Here is a 24,188-nt window from a genome sequence, read left to right as displayed (position 1 = left end):
GTCACGCGACCTCGGCCAGCTCGCCAGTCAACTCGCCCGCCCGCCCGCGACCCTCCGGGACCGGCGCCACCCGGGCGTCGAGGTCGCACGTGCTGTCGCCCGGGGTCTCTCCGAGCGGCACTTCGTGCGACCTCGGTGGCACGCACACGGCATGTCGTGCGACCTCGACCGGGCGCGATCGGCCGGCTGGCCCGGACCGCCGGCCCCGGCCAGGACTCAGCGGCGCCGACGCGTGGGAACGGACCCGGTCGCCACGGCGCCCGGCACGACCGAGACCGACCCCGTCAGGGTCTGGATCGCCCGGCTGACGACGGGCACCGAGGTGGTGACGACCGCCAGCGACGAGGTGATGGCCTCGATCGACGAGGTCGACAGGTGCTCCTGCACGTGCGTCTGTACGGGGAAGCCACGACGAGCTGCGATCACGACACCGAGCGAGCCGACCAGCACCGCCGCGCCCGCGAACGGCATGAACTGCAGCCCGACGACGCTCAGGGCCTGCCCGCCGATCGCCGCACCCCCCGCGATGCCGATGTTCGAGGCGCCGTTGACGAGTGCCCCGGCGATGTCGGGGGAGACGCCCCCGGTGCGGATCGCAGCCGCCATGAACAGCGTGCCGGTCGTGCCGTTCGCCGCCATCCAGACACCCGCGACGACCATCGTGCCGAGCAGCGACCCGTGCACGAACGGCAGGACGGCGAAGGCTGCAGCCATCACGGCGACGGCTGCGATCAGGGTCTGTCGGGGAGCCCGGTCGACGAACATCCCGGCGAGCCAGAGCCCGACGACCCCGGTGCCCCCGAGCACGAGCAGCGCGCCGCTCACCAGGTGGGCGTCGAGTCCGGCGTCGATCGCGTACGGCCCGATGTACGTGTAGACGATGTAGTGCCCGGCGAAGAGCAGCAGGTCCGCGACGACGACGGAGAGCAGGCCGGTGCGTGCCCAGGCCTTCGGGGAGCCGATGTGCGGCGACGCGGCGCCGCTCACGCTCGGCAGGAACAGGAGCGCGACGACGGCGAGGGCGGCGGCCGCGACGGCGACGGCACCCACGGCGGGACGCCAGCCGATGGACTGCGCGACCCAGGTGGCGATCGGCACGCCGAGGACGAACCCGAGCGAGCTGCCGGAGTACACGAACGCGATCGCACGGCCGGCGAGACGCGGCGGGACGATCCGGGTCGCGTACGCGGACGCCACCGAGAAGAAGAGCGCGTGGGCGATGCCGCCGACGACCCGCCCGGCGCAGACGACCGCGAACGAGGGCGCCAGCGCGATCATCACGTTCGACACGGTGTAGCCGACGAGCGTCGCGACGAGCACGGTCTTGCGGGGGAGCCTGGCGGTGAGCGACGTCAGCGGCAGGGCGAGGAGCGCGACGGCCGCGGCGTACACGGTGACGACGATGCCCATGGTCGACTCGGAGACCCCGAGGTCGGCGCTCATGGTGCCGAGCAGCCCGACGGGCATGAGCTCGGTGGTGATCGCGAAGAACGTGGCGAGACCGAGCACGGCGATGCCGACGATCGACCCGCTCGTGACGGTGATCGGCCGCGTGTTCGTCACGGCCGGGTTCGTGGTGGTGTTGGTGGACACGCTGCTGACCTCCTCCGGGGCACGGCGGAGCACGCGTCGGTGTCGACGGATCGACGACAGCAGATACGCACTCGCTGGTGGTGTGGATGTGGATGTGTTCGGGTACGACTCCACGGCGAGTGCGTCCATCCAGTCTTGCACGCTGCCCGGGAGCAGCGCGAGAGCCCTCGCCGAGAATCTCCTAGGAGCGCTCCAACGCACCGGCCACGGAGGCATTCCCGATCCGGGCGGATCAGTTCTCGTTCGTCACCGTGCCCTGCACGCCACCGCCGCGCAGGGTCAGCGTCAGCGTCCCGCTCATCGACTGCGCGGACAGCGACACCGATCCGTGCAGCGCGTCGTCCCGCGGGTAGCAGGCCGACGTCGACTCGAGACGGTTGGCCGTCGCGACGAGGCAGATCGTCGACCGGTCCGTCCCGACGCCGGCCCACACGCTCCACGGTGTCTCGAACGAACCACCGTCCAGCGCTCGGTTCGTGAAGATCAACCGGGTGGTGCGCAGGCTCACCGGCGCCTCGACCGGGCCCGGAAGCTGGTCGGCGTAGGTCTGCGGGGCGTCGAGCAGGTCCTCGAGGGTGATCGTCCCGGCACTCGGCGTGACGCTCGGTGCGGCCGGAGTCTGCTCGTGCGAGGTCCCGACCACGGTCCCCGCCGCGAACGCCACACCGATCGCGGCGGCCGCGCCGAGCGCGATCCACACGCGGGGTCGGGTGGTCCAGAGGAACCGTCCGGCCCGCGTCCGCCAGGGGACGGTGTCGGCCTGGAGGCGCGGATCACCGCCGGCACGATCCGCCACGTCCGACACGTGGTCGGTTCCGGACCCGCCTGCCGCCGTCGGTGACGACGGCGCACCCGCCGCGGGTCGCTGGACGGTCCCGCCGGGCTCGACCGCGGCGGTGGGAGCCGACCGTGTCGGGGACGGAGCGGTCGACGGGACGGGAGTCGCGCCTCCAGGCCGGTGCCCGCGGGACAGCTGCTGCAACGCGGCGCGCGCTCGCGCAGCGTCGGCCTCCGGGACGCCGGCACCCCACGCGAGCGCCTCGAGCCGTGCTCGCTCCGCTGCCACGTCGTCGTCGGCCATGCCTCATCGTCCCACCGGCACCCGGTGCGTGCTCGCCCAGTTCGGGGGCGTAGACGGGTGCGATGAGCGACACGCACGAACCCGATCCCGAGACCCTCGAGCCGCTGAGCCACGACGCGCAGTCCGGCGAGGCCGACTACGTCGCGACGAGTCCCGGCGGGAGCGGCACCGAACGCCACGTGCCCACCGCGGACGAGGAGCAGGGACGCGGCACCGAGTACGACCCCGTCGACCAGGGTCCGCAGCAGGAGGGCCAGGGCGGCTAGCCAAGGGCGCGAGACACCGCCGAGTTCGCGAGACACCGCCGCGCCGTCGAGACACCGTCCGATCCGGCGGTGTCTCGACGCTCGCGCGGTGTCTCATCGTGTCGGCGGCGTGCGGCGGCGGCGTGACACCGCGGCTAGGCGAGGACGCGACGCAGGACGGCACGCTCGCCGTACGTCCACGCCGCACTCGTCACGACGTAGAGCGCCGCGGCGAGGGGTGCGATCGCCGCGAACACCACGGTGACGAACGGCGCGTACCGCCCGATCGCCGCCGTGGCCGCTGCTCCCGGCACTGCTGCGTCGGGTACGGCGGCCGGGTTCCAGCGCAGGTTCGCACGGCGCGTCAGCTCGACCACCACAGCGAGGACGGCGAGCAGGAGCACGACCACCCAGGCGTGCGCCCAGAGCGGCGACGTCAGGACGACGACGAGCGAGTGGCCGAGCGGGACGCCGGCCAGCGTCGCCGACAGCAGGGTGTTCGTGACGCCGCCGATCGACGCGTGCGTGAACAGGGCGTAGACGAGCGACAGCACCGGCGCCTGGGCGAGCACCGGAAGGCAGCCCGCGAGCGGCGAGACCTTCTCGTTCGTGTAGAGCTCCTGCAGGGCGCGCTGCATCCGCTCGCGGTCCTCGGCGTACCGCTTCCGCAGTGCGGCGATCTGCGGGGCGAGCCGTCGTCGGTCCCGTTCCGCGCGGACCTGCAGCACGGCGAGCGGCAGGAGCACCGCGCGGACCGCGACGGTGAGCAGGACGACGGCGATCGCCGCGGCGAGTCCGCCGGCGACGGGGGAGAGTGCCGCTGTGGTCGCGGCGAGGAGGTCGGCGCCGCCGTGCAGCAGCGGCCCGACGAGGGGCAGGGTCGAGAGGTCCATGACGTTCCGATCGGTTCGGTGGGAAGGGTTGCGTGTGCGGCCCGCCCACCGGCCGGTGGTCAGGCCGGAGCGACGACTCCCGGTGCCCGGGGTCGGGCGTGTCCGTCGGCGTCGGGGTGGCTCCACGCGATCCGCGTCGCGAGGTCGGCCGGCGCGCGCGCCGGCGCTGCCGGGCCGGTCGTGTCCAGACCGAGCACGAGCGCCAGGACGTGGGCCACCAGCACGGCGACGGCCACGGCGGTCAGCCCGAGCGCAGCGACCGCAAGGAGCGGGAGCGCGGTCACTGCGGGGTCGCCGAGGACCAGTGCGGCGGTGCAGCGCAGGAGGAACTCGACGACGGTCATGGTCCGTTCAGGGTAACGCCCGCGCGCCGCTCGGAGGGAAGTGGCTGGTCACGGCAGGATCGTGCCCATGACCGCAGGTTCGCCGAGCACCCCAGCGACCGCCGCCCTCGAGCGGGCAGGGGTCGCGTACACGCCGCACGTGTACGAGCACCACGAGACCGCCACGAACTTCGGCGAGGAGGCAGCGGCAGCCCTCGGGCTCCGCGAGGAGCAGGTGTTCAAGACCCTCGTGGTGTCGGTCGACGGTGCCCTGGCGGTGGCGATCGTCCCGGTGGCGAACCGACTCGACCTCAAGGCGATCGCGGCAGCGGTCGGCGGCAAGAAGGCGACCCTGGCCGACCCGGCCCTCGCCGAGAAGCGCACCGGCTACGTCGTCGGGGGTATCAGTCCGGTCGGCCAGAAGACGAAGCTGCGGACCGTGGTGGACGAGTCGGCGTTGTCGTACGCGAGCATCTTCGTGTCCGGTGGGCGTCGCGGCTTCGACATCGAGGTGGCCCCGGCCGACCTCGTCCGCGTCACCGGGGCGACGGTAGCGGCCATCGCACGGGCCTGAGTCCGCTCGCCTCAAGTTCTTTCCGATCCCGGGAATGACCCGGCACCTCCTGCGTTGCATTGAGTCAAAGGCACTCAAGTTCCCAGGAGGTCCCTTTGCCAGCACAGTTCGGCCCGACCGGCGGCAACGACTCGTTCGACGAGTTCCTCGCCCGACTCCTCGCGGCCCAGAACCCCGGCGCCCAGCGATCCGTACCGCTGGGACGCCCGGTCGACATCACGCGACTGCTCAGCCGTCGCACCCACGAACTGCTCCAGCGCACCGCCGAGTACGCCGTCGAGCAGGGCCAGCACGAGGTCGACGCCCTGCACGTCCTGCACGTGCTCGTCCGGACCGACCCGTTCACGGCGATCGTCCGGCAGGCCGGGGTCGACCCCGAACAGCTCGCCGACGAGATCGAGCAGCGGCTCCCGATGGCGTCGGAGGCCGGCGCGGACCAGGGCGCACGACCGGCACTGACCGGCACCGCGCAACGCATCCTCGTCGAGGCCACCCAGGCGGCCCGCGGGTTCGGCAGCACCTACACCGACCCCGAGCACGTCTTCTTCGCGCTCGTCATGGACCAGGACACCGTCACCGGGCAGCTGCTCGCGAGCGCCGGCGTCACCCCGCAGGTGATGCAGGAGTACGCGGCGCAGGCTTCGGCCGCCGCACGAGCGGGACGCCCGGCGCCCGGCACCGAGTCCACGCGCAACGCCGACGAGTCGACGAGTGACACCCCGACGCTCGACCAGTTCGGCACCGACCTCACCGAGCGCGCCCGGGACGGCCGCATCGACCCCGTGATTGGCCGCGCCGAGGAGATCGAGCAGACCGTCGAGATCCTGCTCCGCCGCACCAAGAACAACCCCGTCCTCATCGGCGAGCCCGGTGTCGGCAAGACCGCGATCGTCGAGGGCCTCGCCCAGCGCATCGCGGACGGCGACGTCCCCGTCCTCCTGCAGGGCAAGCGGGTCGTGGCGCTCGACCTGCCGGGCATGCTCTCCGGTACCCGGTACCGCGGCGACTTCGAGGAGCGCCTCACGACGGCGATGGACGAGATCGCGGCGCACGCCGACGAGCTCATCGTCTTCGTCGACGAGCTGCACGCGGTCGTCGGCGCCGGTGGCGGCGGCGAGGGCGGTTCGATGGACGCCGGCAACATCCTCAAGCCCCGGCTCGCCCGCGGCGACCTGCACCTGGTCGGCGCGACCACCCTCAACGAGTACCGCCGGATCGAGAAGGACGCCGCGCTCGAACGTCGCTTCCAGCCGGTCACGGTGGGGGAGCCCAGCGTCGAGGACGCGGTCGCGATCCTGACCGGTCTCGCCCCGCGGTACGAGGAACACCACGGCGTCACGTACACACCGGACGCCCTGCGCGCCGCGGTGGAACTGTCGCACCGCTACGTCACCGACCGGCACCTGCCGGACAAGGCCATCGACCTCGTCGACCAGGCCGGTGCACGCCGCCGACTCGCCCTGTCGGGCGACGTCGACGTCGAGGCGCTGCGCGCGCAGATCGCGACGCTGACCGCGTCCAAGGACGCCGCCGTGGCGGAGGAGCACTACGAGGAGGCGTCGCGCCTGCGCGACGAGATCGACGACCTGGAGGCACGGATCACCGCCGCCGGACAGGCGGACGCTGGTCGCGCCTCCAGTCGGGAGATCGTGGGCACGTCGATCACGGAGGTCGACATCGCTGCCGTCGTGTCGCGCGCCACCGGCATCCCGGCCACGCGCCTGACGCAGGGCGACCGCTCGCGGCTCGCCGCGCTCGAGGACGAACTCCACGAGCGCGTCGTCGGCCAGGACGACGCCGTGCGCGCCATCGCCACCGCGGTGCGGCGCAGCCGGACCGGCATGGGCGACCCGCGTCGTCCTGTCGGCAGCTTCCTGTTCCTCGGCCCGACGGGCGTCGGCAAGACCGAGCTCGCCAAGGCGTTGGCGGGATCGTTGTTCGGCGACGAGTCGGCGATGCTCCGCTTCGACATGAGCGAGTTCGGCGAACGCCACACCGTGTCGCGGCTGGTCGGTGCCCCTCCGGGGTACGTCGGTTACGACGAGGCGGGACAGCTCACCGAGCGCGTCCGCCGGAACCCGTACTCGGTGATCCTGCTCGACGAGGTCGAGAAGGCGCACCCGGACGTCTTCAACCTGCTCCTGCAGGTGCTCGACGACGGCCGGCTGACCGACGGCCAGGGGCGCACGGTGGACTTCCGGAACACGGTCCTCATCATGACGTCGAACATCGGGTCGGAGTTCCTCGCGTCGCGCTCCGGTGCGCTCGGGTTCGCGCCGGTCGGCTCCGGGGACGGGTTCGCCGAGGACGACCTGCGCGCCCGGGTGATGGGCAAGCTGCGCGAGGCGATGCGGCCGGAGTTCATCAACCGCATCGACGAGATCGTGCTGTTCCGCAAGCTCGACCGGTCGCAGCTGCACGCGATCGTGTCGATGCTGCTGCAGGACACCGCGCTCCGGCTGCTCGCGCAGGGCATGACCCTGTCGGTGTCGGACGCCGCGGTGGACTGGCTCGCCGAGCACGGGTACGAGCCGGAGTACGGTGCCCGCCCGCTCCGTCGGCTGATCCAGCGCGAGGTCGACGACCGCATCGCGAACCTCGTCGTCGGCGAGGCCGTGACGCACGGCGACACGGTGCGGATCGACGTCGTCGACGGGGGCCTGGACGCGACGGTCGCAGTGGCCGCCACGGTCTAGCACCACCTTCCGCAGAACGCCCCGGTACCCGTCGTGGTGCCGGGGCGTTCTGCGTGCCGGGGTTTCGGACTGTCGTGGGTCTCCGGAGCATCCGGACTGTTCGGGAATGCAATTCCGGAAGAAGTTCGAGAAAAGGCTTGCGCGGGGAATGCCGGTGTGGATAGTGTTCACGGGCAGCAATCACCACGTCAGCACGAGACCGAGAGGGGGCCTGACCATGATGATCACCGCAACGACTCCGTTCCGTGGCATCCGAACGTTCGGCGGCACCCCGATCCGGGTCCGCTGACGCGGAGCGTCCCGCACCTGTCGACACTGCTGTCCTGACACTCCCGCGCTGAGTGCGTCTCGCCGGGACGCGTCTGGGGCCTCCGTCGGTCACGCGTCTCGCAAGCTCGATCACCACCCTTCGCGGTGGTGTTCTCCGGGCGGCGAAATGCGGCCGCGAATGTCGGTGGTGGGTGGCACGCTCGTCGTATCGGCAGTCATTCCTGATCGCTTCCGCGCACATTCTCGTGCGGGGCGCGAAATGCATTCTCTTGCATTCATCTCCTGCCCGCGTACCGGGCAGTCCGTCATGCCCGCGTGCGGGCGATTCCGTCATGCCATGAAGGGGACACCGTGTCCACGAAGACCACCACCATCCGCCCTCCTGACACCCGCGCGGTGCGCCGTCGGGTGTCGCTCTCCGACCGCATCGCGCTCCGCATCGGGATGACCCTGATCATCTGGAGCCGTCGCACCCACCGGGTGCGGCCGTCGGTCGACTTCGAGACGCGCCAGCGCCTCGAACGCGAGCGGCTCGACCGCGAGGCCCGCTGGCTCGTCCAGAGCGCAGCGATGCACCTCTGGCACTGAGTGCGTTCGCGGTCGCTCCACCACGACCAGCACGGTGCGAGGTCCCGCCGACCTCGCACCGTGCAGGGGCACGCCGCACCTCCCGTACCGTTGTCGGGTGACCGAAACCGCTGCTGCACTCGTCGAACGCCTCACCGCCATCGTCCCGGACTTCCCCTCGCCGGGGATCCTGTTCCGCGACGTCACGCCGGTGTTCTCCGACGCGGTCGCCTTCGGCCGGGTGTGCGAGGCACTCGCCGCGCCGTTCGCCGTCGGTGAGGGCTTCGCAGCGGTCGCCGGCATCGAGGCCCGTGGCTTCGCACTCGCCGGTGGCATCGCCGCGCAGCACCAGGTCGGTGTCCTGACCGTCCGCAAGGCCGGCAAGCTCCCGGGCGAGGTCCTCAGCGAGCAGTACGCGCTGGAGTACGGCGAGGCCGAACTCGAGCTCCGCCCCGGTCAGCTGCCTGCCGGTACCCGGGTGCTCGTGATCGACGACGTCCTCGCGACGGGCGGCACCGCGGCCGCCACCGTGACGCTGCTCGAACGCGCCGGGTACGAGGCCATCGGCTTCGCGGCGCTGCTCGAGCTCGACGGCCTCGCGGGGCGTGAACGGCTCGAGTCGCGTCTGCCCGTGCAGACGCTCGGTTCCGTGCCCGCCTGAGCCGCACGCGCGCACTAGTCTTGACGCACCATTTCGATCGAGGAGTCCCATCATCGTGACCGAGTCAGTCGCCGCAGCGCCGGAAGGTGCATCGCCGGAGAACGCCGAGCCCGCAGCCGTGCCCCAGGCACCCGAGCCCCGCACCGCGACGACGACCACGACGGGCACCGAGCTCTTCGACGGCGTTCGTGGCGTGGTCGCGATCCGGGTCGCGGGTGTCCTCAAGGACCTCGCCGCGGCGGTCGACGCCGGCGACGTCGTGGAGCCGGTCACGCTCGACGAGCAGGACGGGCTCGACATCCTCCGCCACTCGGCGGCGCACGTGCTCGCGCAGGCCGTGCAGCAGATCAACCCCGACGCCAAGCTCGGCATCGGGCCGCCCGTCACCGACGGCTACTACTACGACTTCGACGTCGCCGAGCCCTTCACCCCGGAGGACCTCAAGGCGATCGAGAAGAACATGGACCGCATCATCCGGCAGGCCCAGCGCTTCCGCCGCGTGGTCGTCACCGACGAAGAGGCCCGCGAGCGCATGGCGGGGGAGCCCTACAAGCAGGAGCTCATCGGCCTCAAGGGCGCTGCGGACGCCGGTGACTCCGGCGAGAGCGTCGAGGTCGGTGCCGGCGAGCTGACGATCTACGAGAACGTCGACCCGAAGACGGGCGAGGTCGTGTGGGAGGACCTGTGCCGCGGCCCGCACCTGCCGCACACCCGGATCATCGGCAACGCCTCGAAGCTCATGCGCGTCGCCGCGGCGTACTGGCGCGGCTCGGAGAAGAACCCGCAGCTCCAGCGCGTCTACGGCACCGCGTGGCCGGACAAGGACCAGCTGAAGGCCTACCTGCTCCGACTCGAAGAAGCAGCGAAGCGCGACCACCGCAAGCTCGGTGCAGAGCTCGACCTGTTCTCGTTCCCGGACGAGATCGGTTCCGGCCTGGCGATCTTCCACCCCAAGGGCGGCATCATCCGTCGTGAGATGGAGGACTACTCGCGTCGCCGGCACGAGCAGGAGGGCTACTCGTTCGTCTACACGCCCCACATCACCAAGGGCGACCTGTTCGAGCAGTCCGGGCACCTCGGCTGGTACAAGGACGGCATGTTCCCGGCCATGCACATGGACGAGGCACGCGACGAGGACGGCAACGTCACCCGCCAGGGCGCCGACTACTACCTCAAGCCCATGAACTGCCCGATGCACATCCTGGCGTACCGGTCGCAGGCGCGCTCGTACCGGGACCTGCCCCTGCGCATGTTCGAGTTCGGCACGGTGTACCGGAACGAGAAGTCCGGCGTGATCCACGGGCTCACCCGGGTCCGTGGCATGACCCAGGACGACGCCCACATCTTCACCACGCAGGAGAAGATGAAGGAGGAGCTCACCACGACGCTCGAGTTCGTGCTCTCGCTGCTGCGCGACTACGGCCTCGACGACTTCTACCTCGAGCTCTCCACGAAGGACCCGGAGAAGTACGTCGGCGACGACGAGGTCTGGGAGGTCGCGACGAACACCCTGCGCGAGGTCGCCGAGGAGTCCGGTCTCGAACTCGTCCCGGACCCCGCCGGCGCCGCGTTCTACGGCCCGAAGATCTCGGTGCAGGCCCGTGACGCCATCGGCCGGACCTGGCAGATGTCGACCGTGCAGCTCGACTTCAACCTGCCCGAGCGCTTCGGCCTGGAGTACGCGGCGGCCGACGGCACGCGCCAGCGCCCCGTGATGATCCACCGCGCCCTGTTCGGCTCGATCGAGCGGTTCTTCGGCGTCCTGACCGAGCACTACGCCGGGGCCTTCCCGGCGTGGCTCGCCCCGGTGCAGGTCGTGGCGATCCCCGTCGCGGCGGAGTACGGCGACTACCTCGACGAGGTCGTCGCGAAGCTCCGGTCGCACGGCGTCCGCGCCGAGGTCGACCACTCCGACGACCGCATGCAGAAGAAGATCCGCACGCACACGAAGCAGAAGGTCCCGTTCCAGCTCATCGCGGGCGGCGACGACCGCGACGCCGGAGCGGTCTCGTTCCGCTTCCGTGACGGCCGTCAGGACAACGGGGTGCCGGTGGACGAGGCGGTCGAGCGCATCCTGACCGCGATCCGCGAGCGCGCGCAGGTCTGATGACCGACGAGCAGGACCCGCTGGTGATCCGGGACGCCGCGTCCGGCGCAGCCGTCCCGGACGCCTTCCAGCGGCTGTGGAACCCGCACCGGATGGCGTACATCGACGCGGGGCGTGAGGGGCGTGGCCGCGGGCACGACGACGACTGCCCCTTCTGCGAGGCACCGCGCAAGTCCGACGAGGACGCCCTGATCGTCGCCCGCGGCGAGCACGCCTACGTCCTGCTCAACCTGTTCCCGTACAACAACGGGCACCTGCTGGTCTGCCCCTACCGCCACGTCCCGCTCTACGACGAGGCAACGCCGGACGAACTCCGCGAGATCGGCGAGCTCACCCAGACCGCGATGCGCGTCCTGCGTGCCGTGTCGCACTGCGACGGGTTCAACATCGGCATGAACCAGGGCGAGGTCGCCGGAGCCGGGGTGGCCGGACACCTGCACCAGCACATCGTGCCCCGGTGGCAGTCGGACGCGAACTTCTTCCCGATCATCGCGCGGACGAAGTCGATGTCGCAGCTGCTCGGTGAGACCCGGCGTCTCGTCGCCGAAGGGTGGCCGGCAGACCACTAGACTGTCGGCATCATGAGCGACAGCAGCAGCACCCCGAGCACCCCCGGCACCTCGATCACCGGCTCCGACCGCGTCAAGCGCGGCCTCGCGGAGATGCTCAAGGGCGGCGTCATCATGGACGTCGTCGACGCCGAGCAGGCCCGCATCGCCGAGGAAGCCGGCGCGACGGCCGTCATGGCCCTCGAGCGCGTCCCCGCCGACATCCGCGCACAGGGCGGCGTCGCCCGCATGTCCGACCCGTCGATGATCGAGGAGATCATCGCCGCCGTGTCGATCCCCGTGATGGCGAAGGCCCGCATCGGCCACTTCGTCGAGGCGCAGGTCCTGCAGGAGCTCGGCGTCGACTACATCGACGAGTCCGAGGTCCTCTCGCCTGCCGACTACGTCAACCACATCGACAAGTGGAACTTCACGACCCCGTTCGTCTGCGGTGCCACGAACCTGGGCGAGGCCCTCCGTCGCATCACCGAGGGCGCGGCCATGATCCGCTCCAAGGGCGAGGCCGGCACGGGTGACGTGTCCGAGGCCACGAAGCACATCCGCACGATCAACAAGGAGATCGCTGCCCTCCGGTACCTGAAGGAGGACGAGCTCTACGTCGCCGCGAAGGAGCTGCAGGCACCCTTCGACGTCGTCAAGGAGGTCGCCCAGACCGGCAAGCTCCCGGTCGTGCTCTTCACCGCCGGAGGTGTCGCCACCCCGGCCGATGCCGCGATGATGATGCAGCTCGGCGCGGACGGCGTGTTCGTCGGCTCCGGCATCTTCAAGTCCGGCGACCCGGCGGCCCGCGCCGCGGCGATCGTCAAGGCCGTCACCTTCCACGACGACCCCAAGGTCATCGCCGAGGTCTCGCGCGGTCTCGGCGAGGCGATGGTCGGCATCAACGTCGCCGACGTCCCGGCCCCGCACCGTCTGGCCGAGCGCGGGTGGTGAGCGCGCGGCCCCGCATCGGGGTCCTCGCGCTGCAGGGTGACTTCCGGGAGCACATCACCTCGCTGACGGAACTCGGCGCCGAGGTGGTCCCGCTGCGTCGCCCGGAGGAGATCGGCACGCTGCACGGCGTCGTCATCCCCGGCGGCGAGTCGAGCGTCATGGACAAGCTGTCCAGGGCGTTCGGGGTTGCCGAACCGCTTTCAGCGGCGATCCGCGGCGGGCTCCCGACGTACGGCACGTGTGCGGGCATGATCATGCTGTCCTCCCGCATCGCCGCCGGCATCCCGGGGCAGCAGACGCTCGACGTGCTCGACACGACCGTCCGGCGGAACGCCTTCGGCAGCCAGAACGACTCCTTCGAGACCGACATCCCGATGCCGGCGCTCGGTGACGCCCCGGTGCACGCGGTGTTCATCCGTGCACCCGTGGTCGAGCAGCACGGCCCCGGGGTCCAGGTCCTCGGTGCCCTGCCGGACGGACAGGTCGTCGCGGTGCAGCAGGAGAACGTCATCGCGAGCGCCTTCCACCCGGAGGTCGCGGGCGAGGACCGCTTCCACCGCCGGTTCCTGGACCTCGTCCGCTCGGCCTGAGCCGCGTCGCGCACGCGCCGGCGGACCACTTGTCCACAGGACCAGCGCGGCGGGGGCGAGCCGCGCCTCCAGGCCGGTAAACTGAGTCAGATTTTCCGCTAGACGCAAGGAGCACCGTGTCCGGGCATTCCAAGTGGGCAACGACCAAGCACAAGAAGGCGGTCATCGACCAGCGCCGTGCCAAGTCGTTCGCGAAGCTCATCAAGAACATCGAGGTCGCCGCGAAGATGGGCGGTGCCGACCTCTCCGGCAACCCGACCCTGGTCGACGCCGTGCAGAAGGCCAAGAAGACCTCGGTCCCCAACGACAACATCGACCGCGCGATCAAGCGCGGTGCCGGGCTGACCGGTGAGTCGATCGAGTACACGACGATCATGTACGAGGGCTACGGCCCCAACGGCGTCGCGATGCTCATCGAGTGTCTGACCGACAACAAGAACCGTGCAGCGGCCGAGGTCCGCACGGCGATGTCCCGCAACGGCGGCACCATGGCCGACCCGGGCAGCGTCGCGTACAACTTCGCGCGCAAGGGCGTCATCTCCGTGACGAAGACCGACGGTCTCGACGAGGACACCGTCATGACGGCCGTGCTCGACGCCGGTGTCGAGGACGTCATCGACCAGGGCGGCGGCTTCGAGGTCATCACCGAGGCGACCGACCTCGTCGCGGCCCGCACGGCGCTGCAGGACGCCGGGATCGACTACGACTCCGCCGACGCCGAGTTCGTGCCGGGGCTCAAGGTCCCGGTCGACGCCGAGACCGCGCGCAAGGTGTTCCGCCTCATCGACGCGCTCGAGGACAGCGACGACGTGCAGAACGTCTACTCGAACTTCGACATCCCCGCCGACGTCCAGGCCGAGCTCGACGAGGACGAGGACTAACCCGATGCTGCGCGTGCTCGGGGTGGACCCCGGGCTCACGCGGTGCGGCGTCGGCATCGTCGAGGTCGCACCGAACCGGCGTGCACGGCTCGTCCACGTGACGGTCGTGCGCACGCCGGCGGACATGGCACTCGAGCAGCGCCTGCTCCGCATCGCCGACGGCATCGCGGCCGAGATCGACGAACACCGCCCCGACGCGGTCGCCGTCGAGCGGGTCTTCGCGCAGGCGAACGTCCGCACGGTGATGGGGACGGCCCAGGCGGCGGGTCTCGCCCTGCACGCGGCGGCGGCTCGTGGGCTCCCGGTCGGCCTGCACACGCCGTCCGAGGTCAAGGCTGCTGTCACCGGGTACGGCAACGCCGACAAGCGCCAGGTGCAGACGATGATCGCGCGGGTGCTCGGCCTCGACGAGGCCCCGAAGCCGGCGGACGCAGCCGACGCCCTCGCGCTGGCGGTCTGCCACGCGTGGCGTCTCGGCGCACCGGACACGGTCGGCACCCGTGTGACGAACCTCACACCCGCGCAGCGAGCCTGGCGCGACGCCCAGGGCGGCACCGTCGACTCGCCCCTCGCGCGCGCAGCGGCCGCGGCTGCCCGTCCGCAGCGCGGTGCGGTGGCGCAGCGTGGCACCTCGGCTTCGTCGGCGGCGGGCCGTAGGCTCGGCGCATGATCGCGAGTCTCCGGGGCACCTGCATCGACGTCGCCGGCTCGGCCGTCGTGGTCGAGGTCGGGGGAGTCGGCTACGCGGTGACCGTGACGCCGGCGCACGCCCTCACGATGCGACACGGGGCCGAGGTCTTCCTCCGCACGGCGATGATCGTGCGGGAAGACGAGCACCTGCTGTTCGGCTTCGAGTCCACCGACGCGCTGCAGGTGTTCGACCTGCTGCGGAGTGTGTCCGGTGTCGGCCCGAAGTCCGCGATGGGCGTCCTCGCACACATGGAACCGGCACAGGTCGCGAACGCCGTCGCGAACGACGACGACGCCGCGTTCCGCAAGGTGTCCGGCATCGGTCCGAAGACCGCCAAGCTCATCATCGTCGCGCTCTCCGGCAAACTCGCCGCGTTCGAGCAGACACCCGCGGCCGCAGCTCCACGTGGCACCACCGCCCACCCGGCCGCCGTCGACGTGGTCGCCGCCCTGGTCGGCCTGGGGTGGCGTGAAGACGCCGCCCAGCGCGCCGTCGACGACACCATCGCGAACGAGCCCGGCGCCGCCACCATGGGCACGCAGTCCCTGCTCCGCGCCGCGCTCGGCGCCCTCCGCCCCGCCGGAGCCGGCCGGTGAGCGGCATCACCGCCGCCGACGCCGAGTCGCAGGAAGAACTCGCGTTCGAAGGAGCGCTCCGCCCGAAGTCCCTCGACGAGTTCGTGGGGCAGCGCAAGGTCCGCGGCCAGCTCGACCTGCTCCTGAAGGCCGCAGCACTCCAGGACCGGACGCCCGACCACATCCTGATGGCGGGACCACCCGGCCTCGGCAAGACCACCCTGGCGATGATCGTCGCGCACGAGTCCGGTCGCCCGTTGCGGATGTCCAGCGGGCCTGCGATCCAGCACGCGGGCGACCTCGCTGCCGTGCTCTCCTCGCTCGTGCCCGGCGAGGTCCTCTTCATCGACGAGATCCACCGCATGGCGCGCTCCGCAGAGGAGATGCTCTACCTGGCGATGGAGGACTTCCGCATCGACGTGATGGTCGGCAAGGGTGCCGGTGCCACGAGCATCCCGCTCGACCTCGCACCGTTCACCCTCGTCGGCGCCACCACCCGGGCGGGTCTCCTGCCGAACCCCCTCCGTGACCGCTTCGGCTTCACCGCGCACCTCGAGTTCTACGAGAAGGACGAACTCGAACAGGTCCTCATCCGGGCGGCGCACCTGCTCGAGCTCGACATCGACCGCACGGCACTGCGCGAGATCGCCGGTCGGTCCCGCGGTACGCCGCGCATCGCGAACCGCCTGCTCCGACGCGTCCGCGACTACGCCCTCGTGCACCGCACCACGGACGGGATGGCCGCCGTGCAGGGCGCGCTCGACCTCTACGACGTCGACGAGCTCGGGCTCGACCGTCTCGACCGCGCCGTGGTCGAGACGATGCTCACCCGCTTCGACGGGGGTCCGGTCGGCCTGAACACCCTCGCGGTGTCGGTGGGCGAGGAATCGGAGACCATCGAGTCGGTCGTCGAACCGTTCCTCGTCCGGGTCGGGCTCGTGACACGCAGCCCCCGTGGGCGGATCGCCACGCCGCAGGCCTGGCGCCACTTCGGGATGACGCCGGGGCAGGGGAGCCTCGCGCAACCCGGGCTGTTCGACGACGACCCCGACTGAGAGCACCAGCACCGACCGAGACGACCACCGGCGTAGTCAGGACGACACAGCACGCACAGGCGTGTGCCCTAGACTGCTACGGCCCGAAACCGAAATACCAGAGAAGGCATCGCAATCATGGGTCAAGAAGTCATCCTCATCGTCATCGTCGTGGCGTTCGCGGCCTTCATGTTCTACAACAGCCGGAAGCGCAAGAAGCAGCAGTCCGAGCTCGCCACCAAGATGGTGCCGGGCGCGAAGGTCATGCTGTCCTTCGGCCTGTACGGCACGCTCCTGTCGGTCGATGACGAGAAGGTCACCGCCGACGTCGAGATCGCGCCGGGCACCGTCGTCACCGTCCACCGCCAGACCCTGTCGCGTGTCGTCGACGACAGCGCGTCGGACATCCAGACCACCGCCACGCCGGAGGACGAGCCCAAGCCCGTCGCCGAGCTCAACGGTGAGCCGGTCTACGGGGAGCGCATCGAGTCCACCGAGACCGACACCGACGCCGCGAAGCGCAAGACCGAAGACTGACACCTCGGCCGCCGGGTCCACCGATCCGGCGGCGACACCTGCCGTCGGTCTCCGCCGTCGGTCCTGACAGAAAGACGAGACGACCGGTGGCACGATCGACACCCGTCAAGAAGGCGATCCGCTCGCTCACCTGGTTGGTGATCCTGATGGCGGTCCTCGCCGGGTTGAACACCGCGGCATCGGTCCTCGCCGGGACCACGAAGGACGACAGCGGCAAGTGGTTCGAAGGGGCCAGCTGGGTCCCCGAACTGGCACTCGACCTGCAGGGCGGAACGCAGCTCACCCTCGCGGCGCAGAACACCGAGGGCGGCTCGGTGACGAGCCAGCAGCTCAGCCAGGCCGTCAACATCATCCGTCAGCGCATCAACGCCACCGGTGTCTCGGAGTCGCAGATCAACACCCAGGGGACGAACAACATCGTCGTCTCCATCCCCGGCAAGCCGGACAAGGCGACGATCGACCGCATCGAAGCGGCCGCGAAGCTGACGTTCCGCCCGGTCCTCTACACCGAGGCCGCGACGAACACCTCCGTCGGCGACGACGGGTCCAAGAGCGCGTCCCCGACGCCGTACTCGCCGCCCGCGTCCCTCGCCGCGACGCCGAGCGCGAAGCCGACGAACGCCAGTGACCTCAACTGGGTGACGCCCAAGCTGCAGGACCTGTACACGAACTACAACTGCTCCGCGCCCGACGACGTCACCACGGCGCCGGACGACGAGCCGCTCGTCACCTGCGACCAGGACGGTGCTGCGAAGTACATCCTCGGCCCGGTCGAGGTCTCCGGCTCGAACATCAGCAACGCGACCTCGGGCCTTGCGACGGACTCGCAGGGCACCTCCACCGGGCAGTGGGCCGTCAACCTGACGTTCGACGGCACCGGCTCGAAGGACTTCCGGACCGTCACGAACCGGCTCGTCTCGCTCACGCAGCCGCAGAACCAGTTCGCGATCGTCCTCGACGGCTCGGTCATCACCGCGCCGACGACGAACTCCGCGATCACCAACGGCAAGGCGCAGATCACCGGGTCGTTCACCGCGGACTCCGCGAAGACCCTCGCCGACCAGCTGAAGTACGGCGCGCTGCCGATCAACTTCCAGGTGCAGTCGAACGAGAACATCTCCGCGACGCTCGGCACCGCCCAGCTCGTCGGCGGTCTCGTCGCCGGTCTGATCGGCCTCATCCTGGTGATCATCTACTCGGTGATCCAGTACCGGGCGCTGGCGTTCGTGACCGTGCTGTCGCTCGGTGTCGCGTTCGCGCTGACGTACCTCGTGATCGCGATCATGTCGTGGCGCGTCGACTACCGCCTGTCGTTGGCCGGCGTCGCGGGGTTGATCGTGGCCATCGGCATCACCGCGGACTCGTTCATCGTGTACTTCGAGCGCATCAGGGACGAACTCCGCGACGGACGCGCACTCGAGAGCGCCGTCGAGTCCGGGTGGAAGCGTGCGCTCCGCACGATCCTCGCCTCGGACTCGATCAACTTCCTCGCCGCGATCGTGCTCTACATCCTCGCCGTGAGCGACGTGAAGGGCTTCGCGTTCACACTGTTGCTCACGACCCTGATCGACGTCGTCGTCGTGGTGCTGTTCACGCACCCGATGATGCAGCTCATCGCCCGGAGCCGCTTCTTCGGCGAGGGGCACCGGTTCAGCGGGCTCGATCCGTCGGCCCTCGGCGCCGTCTACCGCGGGCGGGCGCAGTTCCGCGCGCCGGTCGTGGACGGCAAGCGTCAGCGCAGTGCCGGTGAGGCGCAGCGTCGACAGACCATCGCGGAGCGGAAGGCCCAGCAGGCCTCCGGCGAGAACGGCACCACGCCGGACGGGAAGGACGACTGATGGCCAGCTTCAGCCAGTTCGGCAGCGACCTCTACACGGGCAAGCGCTCGTACGACATCGTCGGTCGCCGCAAGACGTGGTACCTGATCGCGGTCATCGCGATCGTCATCTCCCTCGCGGTGCCGTGGCTCCGCGGTGGGTACCAGCTCGGCATCGAGTTCACGGGCGGGTCGGAGTTCACGCTCTCCGACGTGCAGAACCTCGACCAGAGCATCGCCACGAAGACCGTCGAGGAGATCGTCCCCGAGGGCGTCCCGCGCGTCTCGCAGCTCGGCACGCACGGCATCCGTGTGCAGACCGGACAGCTGACGGACCGTGAGACCACCGAGGTCCAGGACGCCCTGGCCAAGGCGTACGACGTGCCCGACAGCCAGGTGGCCGCGACCTTCATCGGTGCGACCTGGGGTGCGGACGTCCTCGCGCAGGCCATCCGCGGCCTCGTCATCTTCCTCGCGCTGGCCGCGGTGTTCATGGCGCTGTACTTCCGGACCTGGAAGATGTCCGTCTCCGCGATGGTGGCGCTGCTGCACGACCTCCTGATCACGGCCGGTGTCTACGGCATCGTCGGACTCGAGGTCACCCCGGCCGCGGTCATCGGCTTCCTGACGATCCTCGGGTACTCGCTGTACGACACCGTCGTGGTGTTCGACAAGGTCCGCGAGAACACGAGCCAGGAGTCCCACCGGACGTTCGTGCAGTCCGTGAACCTCGCGGTGAACCAGACGCTCGTCCGCTCGATCAACACCTCCGTCGTTGCACTGCTGCCCGTTGCGGCGATCCTCTTCATCGGGTCGTACATCCTCGGTGCCGGGACGCTCCGCGACATCTCGCTCGCGCTGTTCATCGGCATCATCGTCGGGACGTACTCGACGATCTTCATCGCCTCGCCGATGTACGCGCACCTGCGTGAGAACGAGCCGAAGGTCAAGCAGGCGGACGCGAAGAAGCAGGCTGCCGCGGCGAAGCGTCAGCGTGAGGTCGACGCGGCGGCGGGCGTCTGATGCCCGCCGAGATCCAGGACATCGACGTCGCAGAGGCCCGTCGTCGGCTCGCGGCAGGGGCACGGTTGTTCGACGTCCGCGAGCAGGGGGAGTGGGACGAGGTCCACGCTCCCGAGGCCACCCTCGTGCCGATGTCCGAGCTGGTCGCGCGGTGGAAGGAGATCGACGGGGGCGACGAGCCGGCGATCGTGGTCTGCCACTCCGGCGGTCGTTCCGCCCGCGTCGTTGCGGCGCTCGAACAGTCCGGTGTCCCGGCCGTCAACCTGGTCGGCGGGATGCTCGCCTGGGAGCAGTCCGGCGCCCCCGTGGTCCGCGGCGGCCAGACGGACGCCGGCACCGACGCCGACGCTCAGGGCGAACCGCGTCACGAGCACTGACCGGGCGCGCGTAGTCTTGTCGGATCGACTTCGGACCATGTCCTCGGGAGGCGCATCATGACGGACACGCGTGCATCCACGCCCCAGGACGCCCCGGCTCCCACCCCGGCCGACGTCGCCAGCCGCCCCGGTTCGGCGTCGCGCCCGACGAGCCCCCTCGGTCCGAACACCACCGGCAACCTCGGTTCCCTCCGGTCACTGCTGCCGCGGCTGTTCTCGCGAGCGCAGCCCGCCGGTGCCGTCGACACGCTCATCCGGACGGTGCGCTCGCACCACCCGAAGGCCGACGTCACCCTGATCGAGCGCGCGTACTCGGTCGCCGAGCGCGCGCACGACGGCCAGAAGCGCAAGTCCGGGGAGCCGTACATCACGCACCCCGTCGCGGTCGCGCAGATCCTCGCCGACCTCGGGATCGGTCCGATCACCATCGCGGCCGCGCTCCTGCACGACACCGTGGAGGACACCGACTACCAGCTCGACCAGCTGCGGCACGACTTCGGTGACGAGATCGCGATGCTGGTCGACGGCGTCACCAAGCTCGACAAGGTCAAGTACGGCGACAGCGCCCAGGCCGAGACCGTCCGCAAGATGGTCATCGCGATGTCGAAGGACATCCGAGTCCTGGTGATCAAGCTCGCCGACCGCCTGCACAACGCCCGCACGTGGGGCTTCGTCGAGTCGACCTCCGCCACGCGCAAGGCGAAGGAGACCCTCGAGATCTACGCGCCCCTCGCGCACCGTCTGGGCATCCAGATGATCAAGCTCGAGCTCGAGGACCTCTCGTTCGCGGTGCTCCACCCGAAGCTCTACGTCGAGATCGACAGCCTGGTCAAGGAGCGGCAGCCGAAGCGCGAGCAGTTCGTGCAGAACGTGATCGGCACGCTCAAGAAGGACCTGAAGGCCGCCAAGGTCCGCGGCGACGTCATGGGCCGCCCGAAGCAGTACTACTCGATCTACCAGAAGATGATCGTGCGCGGGCGCGAGTTCGACGAGATCTACGACCTGGTCGGCATCCGGGTGCTCGTCCCGACCGTGCGTGACTGCTACGCGATGCTCGGCTCGGTGCACGCGCGCTGGACGCCGCTGCCCGGGCGCTTCAAGGACTACATCGCGACGCCGAAGTTCAACCTGTACCAGTCGCTGCACACGACGGTCCTCGGGCCGCAGGGCCGCGCGGTGGAGATCCAGATCCGCACGCACGAGATGCACCAGCGTGCCGAGTTCGGTGTCGCGGCGCACTGGAAGTACAAGCAGCGCGCGGCCGGCCGCGACGTCGACTCCTCGTCGGCGAACGACCAGGACATGGCCTGGCTCGCGCACATCACCGACTGGCAGGCCGAGACGAGCGACCCGGGGGAGTTCCTCGACTCGCTGCGCTACGAGATCGGCGCGAAGGAGACGTACGTCTTCACCCCGCAGGGCAAGGTCATCGGCCTGCCCTCCGGCGCGACCCCTGTGGACTTCGCCTACGCCGTGCACACCGAGATCGGGCACCGCACGATGGGCGCGAAGGTCAACGGTCGCCTCGTGCCCCTCGAGAGCTCCCTCTCCAGCGGCGACGTCGTCGAGATCTTCACCTCGAAGAACCCCGACTCCGGCCCGAGCCAGGACTGGCTGACCTTCGTCCGCAGTCCGCGTGCCCGGAACAAGATCAAGCAGTGGTTCACCAAGGAGCGCCGCGAAGAGGCGATCGAACAGGGCCGCGACGCGATCGCGCGGGCGATGCGGAAGCAGAACCTCCCGCTCCAGCGCATCATGAGCCAGGACTCCATCTCCGAGGTCGCCTCGTCGATGCGGTACGACGACGTGTCGGCCCTCTACGCTGCCGTCGGCGAGGGCCACGTGTCGACCCAGTCGGTCATCGAGAAGGTCCTCGGGAACGTCCAGGCCGAGACCGAGTCGGACGAGCCGGAACTCACCTTCCCGCGTCAGGTCACCAGTCGTCAGCTCCGCAACAGCGACAGCGGCGTCCTGGTGCGCGGTGCGCCGGACATCCTCGTGAAGCTGGCGAAGTGCTGCACCCCGGTGCCGGGGGACCAGATCGTCGGGTTCATCACCCGCGGCCAGGGCGTCTCGGTGCACCAGGCATCGTGCACGAACGTGAAGTCGCTGATGAACGAACCCGACCGCATGATCGAGGTCGAGTGGGCACCCTCGTCGAAGTCGGTGTTCCTCGTCCAGATCCAGATCGAGGCGCTCGATCGCTCTGGTCTCCTGAGCGACGTCACGCGGGTCCTGACGGAGTACCACGTGAACATCCTGTCGGCGACGGTCTCGACCTCGTCCGACCGCTTGGCGCTCAGCCGGTTCGTGTTCGAGATGGGCGACACCACGCACCTCGACCGGGTGCTCAACGCGGTCCGCCGGATCGACGCCGTCTACGACGTCTACCGCGTCAGCGCGGGCTGACGGGCTCCACCAGCGCGCGGAGCCGTCGTGACGCCTGCCGGACCATCGGGATCGTCCCGAGCCCGCACAGCCGCTCCTCGACCTCGGCGACGGTGACCGCGCCGATCGCGAGCAGCCCGCGGAGCGCCTCCGACTCAGCGGTCCCGAACGTCCGCTCACCGGTGCTCGGCGTGCGCAGCAGGTCGATGGCCGTGCGCACCGGAGTCGTCACGCCGAGGTCGCCGGGACCGCCCGAACCGCACGGTCCGCCCAGCCGCACGACGTCGGCGGGGTCGATCACCACCTCGCGCAGCCGCACTCCCGCGTCGACGTGCACTCGGGCCTGCGGCGAGATCGCAGCCTCGAGCGGTGTCGGCGGCCGCGAGGTCGCACCCCAGATCCACGCCGCGGTCCGCGTTCCGGCGATCAGCCGGGCATCGCGGAGCATCCACGCTGCGGCGGCGGCTCGGAGCGACGGCGTCTGCGGCTCGACGGGGGAGGCCCAGCACGCCCCGACAGCGACCAGTTCACCGGCGAGCACCGCCGCACGCAGTTCGGCCTCGGGCCAGTCGTCGCTGGTCACGAGGCGGGAGCGGGGCACCCCGACATCCTGCCCGAGGCCCGGACGCCGGCACGACTGCCTGTGGAGAGCGCCGATGCACGGCAGCGGGTCCGGGCCCCGCACGGCCGCTGGACGTCAGCGCAGCACGTCGGCGCGGTGCACGAGGGCGGCGGCACCGATGAGCGGGCCGTCCTGCGACAGCCCGGTGGGCACGATCCGGACCTTCGTCACGAAGCCGAACTCGACGCGCTCGGCAACGGCCTCGCGCGCGTACTCGAACAGGTCGGGTGTGACGTGCGAGAACCCGCCGCCGATCGCGACCACCTCGAGGTCGACCAGGCTCGTGGCGGCGGCGATGGCCTGCCCGAGCGCACGCCCGCTCCGCTTGACGGCAGCGACCGCGATCTCGTCCCCGGCCGCGTAGGCCGCCGACAACTCCTCGCCGGTGGACCCGGCGAAGCCCTGACGCTGGGCCCAGGCGACGGTCTTCGGGCCGCTGGCGATCGCCTCGAGGCAGCCGGTGCCACCACAGGCGCAGGGGTCGTCGAACCCGCCGCACTCCACGTGGCCGATGTGTCCGGCGTTGCCGGTGGGTCCGCTGACGGTCCGGCCGTGCAGGATCAGGCCGCCGCCGACGCCCGTCGAGACGATCATGCCCATGACGTGGTCGGAACCCTGCGCGGCACCGACCCAGTGCTCGGCGAGCGTGATCGCCAGGCCGTCCATCCGCAGGGTCACGGGAACGCCGGCGGGGACGTGGGCCGCCACACGGTCGCGGAGGGGGTAGCCACGCCACACCGGCATGTTCAGCGGTGACACGAGGCCGTGCTCTTCGTCGACCGGGCCGGCGGAACCGATCCCGACGCCCACCAGGACCGCGTCCGCCGGCACGGCTGCGAGGGCGGCGGTGACGACCTCGTCCACCGCGGCCTGCAGCTCGTCCGAGGTGCGCCCGGGCCCGGTGGGGCTCCGGAACCGGGTGGCGGGCAGGACGACGCCGGCGTCGGTGACGAGCGCGGCTTCGACCTTCGTGCCGCCGAGGTCGACGGCGAGGGCCAGGGGGGCGGACTGCGGTGCGGTGGTGGACATGCTCGCTCCGATGCGGCGGTCTGGAGGCACGGTGCCGGTCGCGGACGCGTCGTCGCGTCCGGTGGGCGCCGGCCCCGTCGTGGTGGGTCGGTCCGGGTGGTGCGGGGCGCGGG

General features: G+C 70.6%; 24 protein-coding genes. 18 read left to right on the top strand and 6 right to left on the bottom strand.

The window, feature by feature from the left end:
* Positions 1–216: 216 nt before the first annotated feature.
* Both CRP27_RS02310 and CRP27_RS02305 read right to left on the bottom strand, forming a co-directional pair.
* Positions 217–1,593, bottom strand: coding sequence for an MFS transporter (locus tag CRP27_RS02310; protein ID WP_176505431.1), 1,377 nt, complete (start codon positions 1,591–1,593; stop codon positions 217–219).
* Between the two features lie 232 nt (positions 1,594–1,825).
* Complete coding sequence (locus tag CRP27_RS02305) at positions 1,826–2,674, bottom strand: hypothetical protein (protein ID WP_097179130.1); 849 nt, start codon at positions 2,672–2,674, stop codon at positions 1,826–1,828.
* Between the two features lie 62 nt (positions 2,675–2,736).
* On the opposite strand from CRP27_RS02305, the gene CRP27_RS02300 reads away from it, so the two are divergent.
* Complete coding sequence (locus CRP27_RS02300) at positions 2,737–2,940, top strand: hypothetical protein (RefSeq protein WP_079236016.1); 204 nt, start codon at positions 2,737–2,739, stop codon at positions 2,938–2,940.
* A gap of 134 nt (positions 2,941–3,074) precedes the next feature.
* Here the strand turns inward: CRP27_RS02300 and CRP27_RS02295 are convergent, their stop codons facing one another.
* Together CRP27_RS02295 and CRP27_RS02290 are read right to left on the bottom strand one after the other, a co-directional pair.
* Positions 3,075–3,812, bottom strand: coding sequence for a membrane protein insertase YidC (locus CRP27_RS02295; protein WP_097179129.1), 738 nt, complete (start codon positions 3,810–3,812; stop codon positions 3,075–3,077).
* A 59-nt stretch (positions 3,813–3,871) separates the two neighbouring features.
* Entirely contained in the window at positions 3,872–4,156 is a 285-nt protein-coding gene (locus CRP27_RS02290; RefSeq protein WP_255257401.1) for a DUF6412 domain-containing protein, read from the bottom strand.
* Positions 4,157–4,223: 67 nt separating this feature from the next.
* Between CRP27_RS02290 and ybaK the strand changes: the two genes are divergently transcribed.
* From ybaK to CRP27_RS02205, 17 genes are all read left to right on the top strand, one after another.
* Positions 4,224–4,709, top strand: a complete 486-nt coding sequence (gene ybaK / locus CRP27_RS02285; protein ID WP_097179128.1) for a Cys-tRNA(Pro) deacylase — start codon at positions 4,224–4,226, stop codon at positions 4,707–4,709.
* A gap of 95 nt (positions 4,710–4,804) precedes the next feature.
* Positions 4,805–7,405 (top strand): ATP-dependent Clp protease ATP-binding subunit, encoded by a 2,601-nt coding sequence (locus CRP27_RS02280; RefSeq protein WP_097179127.1) that lies wholly within the window; start codon positions 4,805–4,807, stop codon positions 7,403–7,405.
* Positions 7,406–8,026: 621 nt separating this feature from the next.
* Positions 8,027–8,263, top strand: coding sequence for a hypothetical protein (locus tag CRP27_RS02275; RefSeq protein WP_097179126.1), 237 nt, complete (start codon positions 8,027–8,029; stop codon positions 8,261–8,263).
* Positions 8,264–8,360: 97 nt separating this feature from the next.
* Entirely contained in the window at positions 8,361–8,903 is a 543-nt protein-coding gene (locus CRP27_RS02270) for an adenine phosphoribosyltransferase (protein WP_097179125.1), read from the top strand.
* 193 nt (positions 8,904–9,096) lie between these two features.
* Positions 9,097–11,010 (top strand): threonine--tRNA ligase, encoded by a 1,914-nt coding sequence (thrS, locus tag CRP27_RS02265; protein WP_255257439.1) that lies wholly within the window; start codon positions 9,097–9,099, stop codon positions 11,008–11,010.
* The gene (locus tag CRP27_RS02260) at positions 11,010–11,579 is read left to right on the top strand and encodes an HIT domain-containing protein (RefSeq protein ID WP_097179124.1); all 570 of its coding nucleotides are present in this window, start codon (positions 11,010–11,012) and stop codon (positions 11,577–11,579) included. Before thrS ends, CRP27_RS02260 begins: the two co-directional genes overlap by 1 nt.
* A 12-nt stretch (positions 11,580–11,591) precedes the next feature.
* Positions 11,592–12,512: a pyridoxal 5'-phosphate synthase lyase subunit PdxS gene (gene pdxS, locus CRP27_RS02255; RefSeq protein ID WP_097179123.1), complete on the top strand. Its 921-nt coding sequence runs from the start codon at positions 11,592–11,594 to the stop codon at positions 12,510–12,512.
* A complete protein-coding gene (pdxT, locus tag CRP27_RS02250; protein WP_097179605.1) occupies positions 12,509–13,102 on the top strand; it encodes a pyridoxal 5'-phosphate synthase glutaminase subunit PdxT in 594 nt (197 codons plus the stop codon). The genes pdxS and pdxT overlap by 4 nt, the downstream gene beginning before the upstream one ends.
* A gap of 116 nt (positions 13,103–13,218) precedes the next feature.
* Complete coding sequence (locus CRP27_RS02245; RefSeq protein ID WP_097179122.1) at positions 13,219–13,983, top strand: YebC/PmpR family DNA-binding transcriptional regulator; 765 nt, start codon at positions 13,219–13,221, stop codon at positions 13,981–13,983.
* A gap of 7 nt (positions 13,984–13,990) precedes the next feature.
* Positions 13,991–14,653: a crossover junction endodeoxyribonuclease RuvC gene (gene ruvC, locus CRP27_RS02240; protein WP_255257438.1), complete on the top strand. Its 663-nt coding sequence runs from the start codon at positions 13,991–13,993 to the stop codon at positions 14,651–14,653.
* Positions 14,650–15,270 carry a Holliday junction branch migration protein RuvA gene (gene ruvA / locus CRP27_RS02235; RefSeq protein WP_097179120.1) on the top strand — a complete coding sequence of 207 codons (621 nt, stop codon included), beginning with the start codon at positions 14,650–14,652 and terminating at the stop codon, positions 15,268–15,270. Before ruvC ends, ruvA begins: the two co-directional genes overlap by 4 nt.
* The gene (ruvB, locus tag CRP27_RS02230) at positions 15,267–16,304 is read left to right on the top strand and encodes a Holliday junction branch migration DNA helicase RuvB (protein WP_097179119.1); all 1,038 of its coding nucleotides are present in this window, start codon (positions 15,267–15,269) and stop codon (positions 16,302–16,304) included. Before ruvA ends, ruvB begins: the two co-directional genes overlap by 4 nt.
* 117 nt (positions 16,305–16,421) lie before the next feature.
* The gene (gene yajC, locus CRP27_RS02225) at positions 16,422–16,820 is read left to right on the top strand and encodes a preprotein translocase subunit YajC (RefSeq protein WP_097179118.1); all 399 of its coding nucleotides are present in this window, start codon (positions 16,422–16,424) and stop codon (positions 16,818–16,820) included.
* An 86-nt stretch (positions 16,821–16,906) separates the two neighbouring features.
* On the top strand, positions 16,907–18,658 hold the full coding sequence (secD, locus tag CRP27_RS02220) for a protein translocase subunit SecD (protein WP_097179117.1): 1,752 nt from the start codon (positions 16,907–16,909) through the stop codon (positions 18,656–18,658).
* Positions 18,658–19,659, top strand: a complete 1,002-nt coding sequence (gene secF / locus CRP27_RS02215; RefSeq protein ID WP_097179116.1) for a protein translocase subunit SecF — start codon at positions 18,658–18,660, stop codon at positions 19,657–19,659. The genes secD and secF overlap by 1 nt, the downstream gene beginning before the upstream one ends.
* Positions 19,659–20,036: a rhodanese-like domain-containing protein gene (locus CRP27_RS02210; RefSeq protein ID WP_097179115.1), complete on the top strand. Its 378-nt coding sequence runs from the start codon at positions 19,659–19,661 to the stop codon at positions 20,034–20,036. The genes secF and CRP27_RS02210 overlap by 1 nt, the downstream gene beginning before the upstream one ends.
* 57 nt (positions 20,037–20,093) lie before the next feature.
* Positions 20,094–22,445 (top strand): bifunctional (p)ppGpp synthetase/guanosine-3',5'-bis(diphosphate) 3'-pyrophosphohydrolase, encoded by a 2,352-nt coding sequence (locus tag CRP27_RS02205; protein ID WP_255257400.1) that lies wholly within the window; start codon positions 20,094–20,096, stop codon positions 22,443–22,445.
* Here the strand turns inward: CRP27_RS02205 and CRP27_RS02200 are convergent.
* Both CRP27_RS02200 and CRP27_RS02195 read right to left on the bottom strand, forming a co-directional pair.
* Positions 22,432–23,025 carry a hypothetical protein gene (locus CRP27_RS02200; protein WP_097179114.1) on the bottom strand — a complete coding sequence of 198 codons (594 nt, stop codon included), beginning with the start codon at positions 23,023–23,025 and terminating at the stop codon, positions 22,432–22,434. The two genes, CRP27_RS02205 and CRP27_RS02200, sit on opposite strands and share 14 nt — an antisense overlap.
* 96 nt (positions 23,026–23,121) lie before the next feature.
* Positions 23,122–24,075: an ROK family protein gene (locus CRP27_RS02195; protein ID WP_097179113.1), complete on the bottom strand. Its 954-nt coding sequence runs from the start codon at positions 24,073–24,075 to the stop codon at positions 23,122–23,124.
* Positions 24,076–24,188 lie beyond the last annotated feature (113 nt).

This window comes from Curtobacterium sp. 314Chir4.1 (assembly GCF_900215175.1).
GTDB lineage: Bacteria > Actinomycetota > Actinomycetes > Actinomycetales > Microbacteriaceae > Curtobacterium > Curtobacterium pusillum_A.
The sequence above is the reverse complement of the archived record's forward strand: the minus strand, read 5'-3'. Positions and strand labels throughout refer to the sequence as shown.